Source organism: Cellulomonas flavigena DSM 20109 (assembly GCF_000092865.1).
Taxonomy (GTDB): domain Bacteria; phylum Actinomycetota; class Actinomycetes; order Actinomycetales; family Cellulomonadaceae; genus Cellulomonas; species Cellulomonas flavigena.
Window position 1 is genome coordinate 2538243 of record NC_014151.1, and the last position, 12451, is coordinate 2550693.

11 protein-coding genes and 1 tRNA gene are annotated in these 12451 nt (G+C 76.8%); 2 read left to right on the forward strand and 10 right to left on the reverse strand.

The window, feature by feature from the left end; translation table 11 throughout:
* Window position 1: 1 nt before the first annotated feature.
* Both CFLA_RS11480 and CFLA_RS11485 read left to right on the forward strand, forming a co-directional pair.
* Window positions 2-541, forward strand: a complete 540-nt coding sequence (locus tag CFLA_RS11480) for a phage tail protein (protein ID WP_013117495.1) — start codon at window positions 2-4, stop codon at window positions 539-541.
* Entirely contained in the window at window positions 538-1833 is a 1296-nt protein-coding gene (locus tag CFLA_RS11485) for a zinc ribbon domain-containing protein (protein WP_013117496.1), read from the forward strand. The genes CFLA_RS11480 and CFLA_RS11485 overlap by 4 nt, the downstream gene beginning before the upstream one ends.
* Here the strand turns inward: CFLA_RS11485 and CFLA_RS11490 are convergent.
* The 10 genes from CFLA_RS11490 to obgE form a co-directional block, all read right to left on the reverse strand.
* The gene (locus CFLA_RS11490) at window positions 1760-4537 is read right to left on the reverse strand and encodes an AfsR/SARP family transcriptional regulator (RefSeq protein ID WP_013117497.1); all 2778 of its coding nucleotides are present in this window, start codon (window positions 4535-4537) and stop codon (window positions 1760-1762) included. The two genes, CFLA_RS11485 and CFLA_RS11490, sit on opposite strands and share 74 nt — an antisense overlap.
* A 254-nt stretch (window positions 4538-4791) precedes the next feature.
* Window positions 4792-4864: transfer RNA gene (locus tag CFLA_RS11495), tRNA-Ala, on the reverse strand.
* 125 nt (window positions 4865-4989) lie between these two features.
* Complete coding sequence (locus CFLA_RS11500) at window positions 4990-5688, reverse strand: histidine phosphatase family protein (protein WP_013117498.1); 699 nt, start codon at window positions 5686-5688, stop codon at window positions 4990-4992.
* Window positions 5685-6068, reverse strand: a complete 384-nt coding sequence (rsfS, locus tag CFLA_RS11505; protein ID WP_013117499.1) for a ribosome silencing factor — start codon at window positions 6066-6068, stop codon at window positions 5685-5687. Before rsfS ends, CFLA_RS11500 begins: the two co-directional genes overlap by 4 nt.
* A gap of 67 nt (window positions 6069-6135) precedes the next feature.
* On the reverse strand, window positions 6136-7410 hold the full coding sequence (locus CFLA_RS20050) for a hypothetical protein (RefSeq protein WP_148234348.1): 1275 nt from the start codon (window positions 7408-7410) through the stop codon (window positions 6136-6138).
* On the reverse strand, window positions 7403-8020 hold the full coding sequence (gene nadD / locus CFLA_RS11520; protein WP_013117502.1) for a nicotinate-nucleotide adenylyltransferase: 618 nt from the start codon (window positions 8018-8020) through the stop codon (window positions 7403-7405). The genes CFLA_RS20050 and nadD overlap by 8 nt, the downstream gene beginning before the upstream one ends.
* Window positions 8021-8022: 2 nt before the next feature.
* Window positions 8023-8178, reverse strand: coding sequence for a hypothetical protein (locus CFLA_RS20480; protein ID WP_013117503.1), 156 nt, complete (start codon window positions 8176-8178; stop codon window positions 8023-8025).
* 129 nt (window positions 8179-8307) lie between these two features.
* Complete coding sequence (locus CFLA_RS11525; protein WP_013117504.1) at window positions 8308-9612, reverse strand: glutamate-5-semialdehyde dehydrogenase; 1305 nt, start codon at window positions 9610-9612, stop codon at window positions 8308-8310.
* Between the two features lie 79 nt (window positions 9613-9691).
* Window positions 9692-10840, reverse strand: coding sequence for a glutamate 5-kinase (gene proB, locus CFLA_RS11530; RefSeq protein WP_013117505.1), 1149 nt, complete (start codon window positions 10838-10840; stop codon window positions 9692-9694).
* 61 nt (window positions 10841-10901) lie between these two features.
* Window positions 10902-12419 (reverse strand): GTPase ObgE, encoded by a 1518-nt coding sequence (obgE, locus tag CFLA_RS11535; RefSeq protein ID WP_013117506.1) that lies wholly within the window; start codon window positions 12417-12419, stop codon window positions 10902-10904.
* Between the last annotated feature and the right edge of the window lie 32 nt (window positions 12420-12451).

Sequence of the window (12451 nt, forward strand, 5' to 3'; positions counted from 1 at the left end):
CGTGCGCGGGACGGTGGAAGGGCTGACGTCACCGGTGCCGGTGAGCGCACGGCTGCCCGCCGTGCTCCAGGAGGACGAGCTGCTCGTGCGGTTCACGGGGGCGATCGACGACGTGCTCGCGCCCGTCTTCCTCACCCTCGACGCGCTCGCCTGCTACGTCGACCCGCGCCTGGCCCCCGCGGACTTCCTGGAGTGGCTGTGCGGCTGGGTCGGGATCGAGCCGGACGACACGTGGTCGACGCAGCGGCGCCGCGACATCGTCGCGCACGCCGCCGAGGTGCACCGGTGGCGTGGCACCCGGCGGGGCGTCGAGGAGGCGGTCCGGCTCGTCGTCGACGGCGACGTGCAGGTCGACGACAGCGGTGGCAGCACGTGGTCGGCCACGCCCGTGGGCCCGCTCCCCGGCTCGCCCGCCCCCGCGCTGCGGGTGCGGGTGCGCGCCCGCGGTCCCGTCGACCGCCGGCGCGTCGAGCGTGTCGTCGGCGCCGTCACCGCGGCGCACGTCCCCGTCACTCTCGAGATCGTCCAGGAGGAGCCGTGACCGTCTGCCCCGAGTGCGGGACGCGCAACGCGGACGACGAGCAGTTCTGCGGCGCGTGCGGCACCTACCTGGAGTGGGAGGCCGGGGCGCGGCCCACGCCGGCACCCGTCGACGAGCCGGAGCACGCCCGCCTCGACGAGCCCGCGACCACGTCCGACCAGGGGCCGCAGCCCGCGACCACGTCCGACCAGCGGCCGGAGCCCGCGACCACGTCCGACGGCGAGCCCGCGGCACGCGCCGTCCCCGTCCCCGAGCCCACGCCTGCGCCCGTGGCCGCGCCCGCGCCGGGGACTGCGGCCGCAGCAGCCGCGACCGCGCCCGCGTCCGAGCCCGACGCGGCACCCGGCACCGCACGCGAGCCCGACGCCGCACCCGCGCCGTCGCACGCGCTCGCCGGCGTGCCCGAGGCCGGCGTGCCCGCTGCGGCGGCCGCGCTCGTCGCGACCCCACCGCCACCTCCGGCCGCACCGCCGCGGCAGCCCGCGGCCGTCCGCCCGGGCGTCCCGCGTCCCGCACCGGCGCCCCGGCGCGGGACGGACGAGCCCGAGCCCACCCCCGGCGACCTCGTCTGCGGCAGCTGCGGCGCCGGCAACACCCCGACCCGCAAGTTCTGCCGGCGCTGCGGCGCGAGCCTCGCCGACGCCCGTGTCCAGCCGCGCCGTTCGTGGTGGTACCGGCTGTGGCACCCCGAGCCGCGGCGCGGTCCGGTCGCCGGTTACCGACCACCCCGGCGGCGCCGCTTCCCGACGCGGACGGCCGTCACCGTCCTGGTCCTGGGCGCGCTCGTCACGGCGGCCGCGAGCCTGCGTCCGGAGATCGAGCGGTTCGCCATCACCGTGCTCGACCGCGTGCAGGGCAACGTCGCGGTGAACCCCGTGACCGTGACCGCGTCGAGCGAGCTGCCGGACCGTCCCGCGGCGCAGGCACGGGACGGCGCGACGAACCTGGCATGGAGCCCGGCGGAGCCCGGTGAGGGCATCGGCCAGTACCTCGAGATGACGTTCACCCAGCCGTTCCGGCTCACGCGCGTCCTCGTGCATGCCGGGGCCTCCGACGTCGAGAAGGAGTTCCTCGCGAGCGCCAGCCCCCGGGTGCTCACGCTGACGGCCACCACCGCGACGGGCACGCAGCAGGAGGTGGAGCTCACGCTGGCCGACCGCGTCGGGTTGCAGAGCGTCGCCGTGGGCGTCGACGAGGTCGTGGCCCTGCGCCTGACGATCAGCTCCACCTACCGCGCGACGCCGCAGACGCACGTGGCGGTCGCGGAGGTCGAGCTCCGGGGCCGGACATGACCGCGTCCGGCGCGCCCGCCACGGCCACCGGCACGCCGAGCGTGTCGAGCATCTCGCGGTACCCGAGCGTCGCGCGGTGCGCGGCGGCGGCGTCGCCGGCAGCGGTGCAGCCCGCCACCAGCAGCCGCCACGCGCGGTCGCGGCACTCGTCGAGCTCGATGCTGCGTCCGGCGGCCGCGACGGCGGCGGCGAGGTGGCCCTGCGCGAGCTCGACCTCCGCGAGGTCGGCCGCGGCGTCGGCCACCAGCAGACGGAGCCGGGACCGGGGGCCGGCCACCCACTCGGCCGGGCCGTCCTCCGGCAGCAGGTCCCCGGTGTAGAGGTCGAGCACCTGGCGCAGCGCGGCGGCCGCGGCGGGCAGGTCACCCGCCACCCGTCGGTGCGCCGCCGTGCGCGCGGCGCGCTCGAGCTCGTCGACGTCGCACGTCGACCCGGGGCGCAGCACCAGCGCGTACGCCTCGCCGTCGCGGACGAGGAGCCGGCTGGCACGCGTGGGCACGCGGGGCTCGAGCGCCCGCCGCACCGCGGAGACGCTGACGTGCAGGTTGTGCAGTGCCGCCCGGGGGTCCAGGTCGGGCCACAGCGTCTCCGCCAGCTGCTCTCTGTGCACCGGACGGCCGGCGTGGACCGCGAGCACGTGCAGCACGGCACGTGCCCGGGGCCGGATCCGGGACAGGTCCGCGGGCGTGCCGTCGACGACCAGCCGGAACTCGCCGAGGCAGGCGACCTCCAGCCGCGGCGCCCGGTCGAGGACCGGACGGGCGTCGTCGGGCGCCGGCTGCACCGCGGCTGTCGCGGGTCCGGGTGCGGGGGACGGGTCCACGGGCGCCGGCCGCACCCGGCGCAGGCCGACGGCCCAGCACGGCCGCATGTCGACGCCCGCCTCGCGCCCGGTCGACTCGGCGAGTGCGGCGAGCTCCTCGCTGCCGTCACGTCCGGTACGCGCGAGCGCGGCGTAGGCGTACGCCAGCGCTCCGGGGCTGCCGGCCGCGCGCGCGACGGCCTCCGCAGCACGCGCCTCCTGCCACGCGTCCGGCAGCTGCTCGGCTGCCGCGGTCAGCGCGTAGGCCGCGCGGGTCCACGCCGCGAGCACGGCGGCGTCGAGCGCCTGCCACCGCCCGACGAGCTCGTCCCACGCCTGGGGTTCGACCGCCCCGATCGACAGGCCCGCGAGCGCCGACCACGTGAGGACCAGTGCCGACCCCCAGGGGTCCCCGTCGGCGAGCCGGTCGGCGGCGTACGCGCGCGACTGCACGCGGGCCGCGGCCGTCCCGTCGAGCCCGACGATCAGCCCGTGAGCCAGCCGGGCGAGCCACGTGTGCCCGTGCCGGTCGGCCTCCACCTGCACCCGGTCGAGCGCACGCAGCACCGCGACCGGCCGGTCGCCGCTCAGCACGGCCTCCGCCAGCGAGGCACCGAGCACCAGCGCACGCGAGGCGTCCGGGTCCGCGGCCGCCCGACGCAGCGGGCCGGTCGCGCCCCGCTGGTGGCCCGCGAGCAGCAGGCACAGCCCCTCGGCGAACCACCCCACGGCGCCACCGACCTGCCGCGCCCGCTCGACGTGGCCGGCCGGGTCGCGACGCAGCGCCGGGGCGACCAGCGCCAGCAGGTCCGCCAGGGCCGCGTCGGGTGTCCCGCTCGCGCCGCCGGCGAGCGAGGGCGTGCCGTCCGCGGGCCGGCGCGCGTCGTCGGGTGCCGCCTCCCGGCCGAGGACCTCGCGCGCGCGCTCCTGCCAGGCGCGCGCCGCCGCACCGAGGCGCTCGGACTGCGCGGCCCTCAGGTGGCGGTGCAGCACGCGCGGCAGGCGGAAGTGCACGCCGTCCTGCGTGGTGGCCAGCGACCAGGTCCGCTCGAGCTCGCGCAGGAGCGGTGCGGTGGGGGTCGGGGCACCGCCGGGCGTCGCCGCGGTGAGGGCGTCGCAACGCTCCGCGGTGAGCTCGTCGAAGACCGAGCCGCGGTGCAGGAGGTCGACGAGGGGACGGTCCAGCTCGGCGAGCACCTCGCCCACGAGGTAGTCGCTGGCGTACCGGGTGTCCGATCGCAGGGTGCGCACGGCGCGCCGCCGGTCCGCCGGGAGCAACCCGTCCGTGGCGCGGTGGAACAGGTGCACGGCGGCAGCCCAGCCCTCCGTCTCGTGCGTCAGGGTCTCGACGTCGTCCGACGTGAGCGGGTGCCCGTACACGTCCCGGAACAGCCGATCCACCTCCCACGTGCGCAGCCGCAGGTCGGTGGCCGTCAGGACGACGGGCGCCCCGATCTCCGAGCGGGCGAGCGTGTACGAGGGCTCCCGTCGCGTCCCCATGAGCACACGGACGGCCGGCGGGGCGGACAGCAGCAGCTGTTCGACCTCGTCGGCTGCCGCTCCCCGCAGCTCGTGGACGTCGTCGAGCACGAGGAGCGTGGGCGCGGACGACGCGCGCAGGATGCCGCCCAGCTCCGCCGGCGTCGTGGTCCGGGCCCGCCCCCCTGCGCGCAGCGTGATGCCCTCCCGGCCCGCCCGGGCCCACAGGGCACGCAGGCCCGACTCGTGCACCCACTGCGCCATCAGGGTCGTCTTGCCCGACCCCCGCGGCCCGACGACGATGCCCGTGCCCGTGTCGAGGACCTCGTCGAGGACAGCCAGCAGCGCGCGCCGCGCAACGCCCCGCCGCACGGTGGGTGGCCCGTCCCCCGCGGCGGCAGCAGACTCGATCCGCTGCGCCATCGCTCCCCCTGGCATCGTCGCCGGCACCCGGCCCGAGGGCCGTGTGCCTGCCTCGATCGTGACAGCATCCGCCGCTCGCGGGGAGGTGCCGAGCGGGCGAAAATGGGGCATAACGCCAGCCGCGGCGCGACCGCCTCGGCGCTCACGCGACCGGCCGGCGGTCATGGCGCCCGGACGACGACGGCGCCCGGACGACCGATGGCCACGTCCTGATCCCCCGCAGGGGACCTTGACGTGGCCATCGGATCTCTGGGTGGAGCTGAGGGGACTCGAACCCCTGACCCCCTGCATGCCATGCAGGTGCGCTACCAGCTGCGCCACAGCCCCGCGGCCCGTCTCCGGACCTCGTCGCCCCGAAGGGCGCCCGGTGAGTCTAGGACGAACGTGCCGCCGAACGCCAATCGCGTGGCCGCGCGCGGTGTGTGACGCGCACCGCGGGGCACGCGCGCCGCTCAGTCGGGGTCACGCGTGGTGTCGTCGGCGTCCTGCTCGGCGGGCTCCGGGTCCGGGCCGGCGTTCCAGTCGGAGGACGCGTCCGTGGGTCCGACGTTGTACCCCAGCAACCGCCACGCGGGCGCCACACCGGGGCCCGCGGACACGAGCTCTGCCCAGTGGGCGTTGTGCATGCCGACGACGCCGCGCCACGCCGGGTCCTGGCCCAGCAGCTCGGCGACGAGCGACCCGATGGCCGCGCCGTGCGAGACCACCACGAGCGTCCCGCGCCCGGCGGTGCGCTCCACGTGGTCGAGCACCGCGGCACCGACGCGTGCAGCCACCTCGGCGCGCGACTCGGCGCCGACACCCGACGGGTCTCCCCCGGCGCGCCAGGCGCGGAACTCGCCCGGCCACCGCGCGTCGATCTCCTGGCCCGTGAGGCCCTCCCACTGCCCGAAGCCGCGCTCGCGCAGCCGCGGGTCGAGCTCGACGGGCACGTCGAGCGCCCGGCTCAGGTAGCCCGCGGTCTCCGCGGTGCGCGTCAGGTCGGACGAGACGATCCGCACGGGCCGGTGCCGCGCCGCGAGCCGTGCGGCGGCCGTGCGCGCCTGCCAGTGCCCGACCTCGTCGAGCGGGATGTCCACCTGTCCCTGCAGCCGCGCCTGCGAGTTGTAGGCGGTGCGCGCGTGGCGCCAGAGGAGAAGGTGCTGCGTCACGCGTCCGCCAGCTCGCCGCGCTCCTCCGGCGGGAGCTCGATGACCGGGCAGTCCTTCCACAGCCGCTCGAGCGCGTAGTAGACGCGGTCCTCGGCGTGCTGCACGTGGACCACGACGTCGCCGAAGTCGATCAGCACCCACCGTCCCTGCGCCTTGCCCTCGCGGCGCACGGGCTTGGCGCCCAGGTGGTGCAGCGCCTCCTCGACGGCGTCGACGATGCCGCCGACCTGCCGCTCGTTGGTGCCCGAGGCGATGAGGAAGACGTCCGTGAGGACGAGCTGCTCGCTGACGTCGAGCGCGATGACCTCCTGCGCCTTGAGGTCGGACGCTGCGCGCGCGGCGGCGTGGGCCAGCTCGATCGCGCGGGTGCTCGCGGGCACGTGGGCTCCTCGTGTCGTGGGGCCGGCGCCGACCAGGGGGCCGGCCGCCGTGGGTGAGCGGGTGGCGTCAGGTCAGGACGTGGCCGAGGACGACCCGCGCGGCAGCCGCCGCCTCGGCCTCGCCGCCGGCGCCACGCGTCTGGATGACGAGCAGCATGATGAGGAAGCCGAGCACGAACGCCACGACCGCCAGGACCAGCACGTGCAGCCACGTGTACGGGTGCAGGCGGCGCGCCGGCTCGTCCTCGTCGTCGTAGTCGTCGTCCTCGTCGTCGTGCGGGACGGGCGTGGCGGGCGCCGCGGAGCGTGACGCCGCCCACGGCGGCGTCCCGGTCTGCTCGGTCGAAGCGGCCGGAGCACCGGGCGACCAGGCGCCGGCCGGCGCGTCGGGCGCCGCCGCGCTGCTCGGCGCAGCCTGCGCACCCGGCCAGGGCCCCGGCACGCCCGGGCCCGGACGGGCGTCGGTCGGCGGCGCCGGGGTCGACGGGGCGGCCTGGAAGGAGGTCACCGCAGGAGCGGGTGCGGGCTGCGGTGCCGGCGCGGCCGGTGCCGAGGGCGTCCACGCCGACGGCCCGGGAGCCGGTGCCGGCGCGGCCGCCGGGGAGGGTGCGGCGCCCGCTCCGCCACCCCAGGCCGACGTGCGCGGTGGCGCCGCCGGGGCGGGCGTGCCCGCGGACCAGGCAGGCGCACCGGACGCGGGCGAGCCGGGCGCGGTGCTGCGTCCCCAGCCCGCACCGTCGGACGACTGCGACGCGGGGACGGGCCCGGGTGACGGCTGACCCCACGAGCGCGCCGGCGTGCCGGACGGAGCCGCTGCCGGGCGGGCCGACGTGCGCGGGTCGGCCACCGGAGGCGTCGAGGGCGTCGAGGACCCCCAGGCAGGCGCCGCGGACGCGGCCGCCGGACGCGGCGCCGGCGCGGGACGCTGCGCCGCCGGCGGCGTGGCGGGGCGCGGGGCGGGCGGCTGCGTCGGGCGCGGGCTCGCCGGCGCGGTCGACCGCGGCGACGACGTCGGGTCGAGCGCGGAGTCGCGGTAGGACCGACGCGACCGGGCCGTCTCCGCAGCGGGCGCGGCGGCCGGTGCCGCGGGGCCGGCCGACACCGGACCGGGACGAGCGGGCTGCTGGACCGGGCTGCTGGACCACGCCGGGGTCCCGCTCGGCGGGGCCGACGACGTCCCGGCCGGCGGGGTCACCAGCCGGCTGCGCATCGCGCGGCGCGAGCTCGGGGCGACCGTCGCGTCCCCCGCGGACGAGGCGGACGGGCCGCCGTTGACCTGCCCGTCCTCCTGGGCCGCACGCTCCATCTCGCGGCGGCGGCGGCGCTCTCCGGGTTCACTCATGACGACCTCGATACAACCTGTGCTTGGCGATGTACTGGACAACCCCGTCCGGGACGAGGTACCACACCGGCTCCCCTGCACGCGCTCGTGCACGGACGTCGGACGAGGAGATCGCCAGCGCGGGGACCTCCAGCACGTCGACCCGCCCGGCGGGCAGGCCGTCCACCGACAGCGCGTGGCCCGGGCGGGTCACCGCCACGAACCTCGCCATGTCGAACAGCTCGGCAGCATCCTTCCACGTGAGGATCTGGGCGATGGCGTCCGCACCGGTGATGAAGAAGAGGTCGGCGTCCGGGCGCTCCTTCTTGAGGTCCCGGAGCGTGTCGACCGTGTACGTGAGGCCGGCACGGTCGATGTCCACGCGGCTCACGGTGAAGCGCGGGTTCGACGCGGTCGCGATCACCGTCATGAGGTAGCGGTGCTCGGCCGGCGAGACGTCCACGTGCTGCTTGAACGTCGGCTGCCCGGTCGGCACGAACACGACCTCGTCGAGCTCGAAGCGCGCGGCGACCTCGCTGGCCGCCACGAGGTGCCCGTGGTGGACGGGGTCGAACGTGCCGCCCATCACACCGAGGCGTGGGCGGGTGGGGACCTCCGTGGTGGCCGGCACCGTCAGTGGCGCGTCCCGACGGAGCGGAAGGCGTACGTGACCAGCAGCATCGCCAGCAGCCCCACGAACGCGCCGACGCCGAAGACGACGGGCGGGAAGGGCAGAGCCTCCGAGTGCTCGGCGGCCGTCTCGGCGGCTGCGATGAGGGTGGCGTGCACGTCGTCCTCCTGCGGGTCCTCAAGGTCTGTCGGTGTGCGTCACGGTCAGGGTCGGGGCCGAGCGTGCCGCAACGACCCAGTGTCGCACGCGCAGCCGCTGCTGCCGGACCACGGCGTGGCGCCGGGGCGTCAGGGGCGCACGTGGCCGTCCCCGTGCACGACCCACTTCGTGGTCGTCAGCTCGGCCAGACCCATGGGCCCGCGCGCGTGCAGCTTCTGGGTCGAGATGCCGATCTCGGCGCCGAGGCCGAACTGCCCGCCGTCCGTGAAGCGGGTCGAGGCGTTGACGATGACCGCCGCGGAGTCCACCTCCGCGACGAACCGCTCGGCCGCGCGCAGGTCCTGCGTGACGATCGCCTCGGTGTGGCCCGTGGACCACGCCCGCACGTGCTCGACGGCCGCGTCGAGACCGTCGACCACGCGCACGGCGAGGTCGAGCGACAGGTACTCGGTCGCCCAGTCGGCGTCGGTCGCCGCGACGGTCGCCACGCCCTGCGGGGCCAGCGCCAGCGTCCGCGCGTCACCGTGGACGGTGACACCCGCGGCGCCCAGCGCGGCGAGCGCCGACGGCAGGAAGGCGTCCGCGGCGTCGGCGTGCACCAGCAGCGTCTCCACCGCGTTGCACACCCCGACCCGCTGCGTCTTGGAGTTCAGCAGGATCGCCAGCGCATCGGCCTGGTCGGCGCTCGCGTCGACGAACAGGTGGCAGTTGCCCACGCCCGTCTCGATGACGGGCACGGTGGCCTCGCGCACGACGGTCGCGATGAGGTCCGCGCCGCCGCGGGGCACGAGCACGTCCACGAGTCCGCGCGCGTGCATGAGCGCCACGGCACCCGGTCGCCCCCACGCGTCCACGGACTGCACGAGGTCCCCGGGCAGCCCCTGCGCGACGAGCGCACCCGAGAGGACCTCGACGACGACCTCGTTGCTGCTCGCGGCCGCGGACCCGCCGCGCAGGATCACCGCGTTGCCGCTCTTCAGCGCGAGGCCGGCCGCGTCGACCGTGACGTTGGGCCGTGCCTCGTAGATCATGCCGACGACCCCCATGGGCACCCGCAGCTGCTGCAGCCGCAGACCGTTCGGGAGCGTCGATCCGCGCACCACCTCGCCGACCGGGTCGGGCAGCGCCGCGAGCTCCCGCAGCGCGTCGGCGATCCCGGCGATGCGCTGGGGCGTCAGGGCGAGGCGGTCGAGCAGGCCCGGCGACATGCCGCCCGTCCGGCCCCGCTCGACGTCCTGCGCGTTCGCTGCGAGCAGGCGGTCGGTCGAAGCGACGAGCGCGTCGGCCAGCGCGCGCAGCGCGGCGTCCTTGGTGGCGCGGGTGGCGGTCGCGAGCGCGCGCGACGCCTCGCGCGCACGGCGCGCGACCTCGAGGACGGCGGTCTCGGGGTCGTCCAGGACGGCGGGCGTCGGCTGCTCCAACGACGTGGTCATGGCCCCCAGGTTAGTCGGGCCGCGTCGCGCGTCACGGGGCGTCCGCACCTCGGTCCGCCCGCACGGCCCGGCGCCCCCTTCAGCGGCGGCGGCGCACCAGCACGAGGTCGTCGCGGTGCACGAGCTCGCGGTCGTAGCCCGGGCCCAGCTCCGCGCGCAGGTCGCCCGTGCTGCGGCCCAGCAGCTGCGGGACCTCCTCGGCGCCGTACGCCACGAGCCCCCGTGCGACGACCGTCCCCGCGGCGTCGACGAGCTCGACGGGGTCACCGGCCTCGAACGCACCCTCGACGTCGGTCACGCCCGCCGGCAGCAACGACGTCCGACGCTCCACGACGGCGCGCACGGCGCCCTCGTCGAGGACGAGCCGGCCCCGGGTGCGCGCCGCGTGCGCGAGCCACAGCAGCCGGATCGAGCGGCGCCGGCCCGTCGCGGCGAACCACGTGCCCACGTCCTGCCCCGTCAGCGCCTGCTCCGCCCGTGCGGCGGAGGTCAGGACGACCGGCACGCCGGACTGGGTCGCGATGGCGACCGACTCGAGCTTGGTGACCATGCCGCCCGTGCCGACCGCACTGCCGCGTGCCGTGACGTCGATCCCCTCGATCTGGGCCAGCGACCGCACCTCACCGATGCGCTGCGAACCGGGCCGCGACGGCGGGCCCGTGTACAGCGCGTCCACGTCGGTCAGCAGGGCGAGCGCGTCCGCGTGCACGAGGTGCGACACGAGCGCCGCGAGCCGGTCGTTGTCACCGAACCGGATCTCGTCGGTGGCGACCGCGTCGTTCTCGTTGATGATCGGCACGACCCCGAGGTCGAGCAGCCGCGTCAGCGCCCGGTGGGCGTTGCGGTACTGCCCGCGGCGCCACGTGTCCTCGGCCGTGAGCAGCACCTGGGCCACCGTGAGGCCGTGCGCGGCGAACGCGCGCGTGTAGTGCGCGACGAGCAGCCCCTGCCCCACGGACGCGGCGGCCTGCTGCGTCGCGAGGTCACGCGGTCGCGCCGGCAGGCCGAGCGGCCCGATGCCCGTGGCGATCGCACCGGACGACACGAGCACGACCTGCGTGCCCGCGGCCCGGCGCGCCGCGAGGACGTCGACGAGGGCCGTCAGCCGCTGCGGGTCGAGGTGGCCGTCGGCCGTGGTCAGGGACGACGAGCCGATCTTGACGACGACGCGCGCCGCGCCGGACAGCTGGTCACGACCGGACAGGGCAGCGGCACTCACGGCACCCATGATGCCCCGCCCCGGACGCCCGCCCGGCCATCGACCGCCCGCCGGACGTGTCCCGCGGCCCTCAGGCGTCCGGGTCGGTCCAGACGCCCTGCTCGCGCTCGGTCCACAGCTCGGCGCGCGCCGCGGCCTTGGCGTCCATGCGCTCGGTGTACTCGCGGCGCTTCTGACCGCGCGTCGGTCGCGAACGGTCCTCGAGCCGCACGTCGCTCCCGCGCGGTCCGCCCAGCAGCTCCGAGCCCGTGAGCAGCGTCGGCTCCCAGTCGAAGACGACCGCGTCCGTGTCCGGGCCGATCCGCACCTCGTCGCCCGCGACCGCGCCGGCCTTGAGCAGCGCCTCCTCGACGCCGGCCCGGGCCAGCCGGTCGGCGAGGTAGCCCACGGCCTCGTCGTTCGTGAAGTCGGTCTGCCGCACCCAGCGCTCGGGCTTCTCACCGCGTACCGCGAACCACACCTGCCCGCCGCCCTCGCGGCGCTGGACCGTGAAACCGGAGTCGTCCACGGCCCGCGGGCGCAGCACGACACGCGTCGCCTCCTGCGCCGGCGCGGCGCGGCGTGCGGCCGTCACGCGCTCCGCGAGCGCGAACGTCAGCGCCCGCAGGCCCTCGTGGCTCGCCGTGGAGATCTCGAACACCGGCAGGCCGCGGGCCTCGAGCTCGGGACGCACGAGGTCGGCCAGCTCCCGCGCCTCGGGGACGTCGATCTTGTTGAGGACGACGACGCGCGGACGCTCCGCGAGCGGCACGCCGCCGGCGGCCACCTCGAGGTCCTCGGCGTACGCCGCGAGCTCGGCCTCGAGGACGTCGAGGTCGCTCACCGGGTCACGGTCCGGCTCGAGCGTCGCGCAGTCGAGCACGTGCACGACGACGGCGCAGCGCTCGATGTGCCGCAGGAACTCCAGACCGAGGCCCTTGCCCTGCGAGGCGCCGGGGATCAGACCGGGGACGTCGGCCACCGTGTACCGGGCGTCCCCGGCCTGCACGACGCCGAGGTTCGGCACGAGTGTGGTGAACGGGTAGTCCGCGATCTTCGGGCGGGCGGCGGAGACGGCCGCGACGAGGCTCGACTTGCCGGCCGACGGGAACCCGACGAGCGCGACGTCCGCGATCGTCTTGAGCTCCAGGACGACGTCGGCCGTCTCCCCCGGCTCACCGAGGAGTGCGAACCCGGGCGCCTTGCGGCGGGGCGACGCGAGCGCCGCGTTGCCCAGACCGCCACGGCCGCCGGGCGCCACGACGTACCGCGCACCTGCGCCGACGAGATCGGCCAGGACCTCGCCGTCCGGCGACTTCACGACGGTCCCGTCGGGCACGGCGAGCACGAGGTCCTCGGCCGTGGCGCCGCTGCGGTGGTCGCCCATCCCCTGCGATCCGGACGCGGCGCGCCGGTGGGGCTGGTGGTGGAACGGCAGCAGCGTGGTCACCTGGGGGTCGACCTCGAGCACCACGGAGCCGCCGTTGCCGCCGTTGCCCCCGTCGGGGCCGGCGAGCGGCTTGAACTTCTCGCGGTGGATGGACGCACAGCCGTGCCCACCGTCACCGCCGGTCGCGTGCAGCACGACCCGGTCGACGAACGTCGCCACGGCTGTCCTCCTTCGTCCCGCGGGTGCGGATC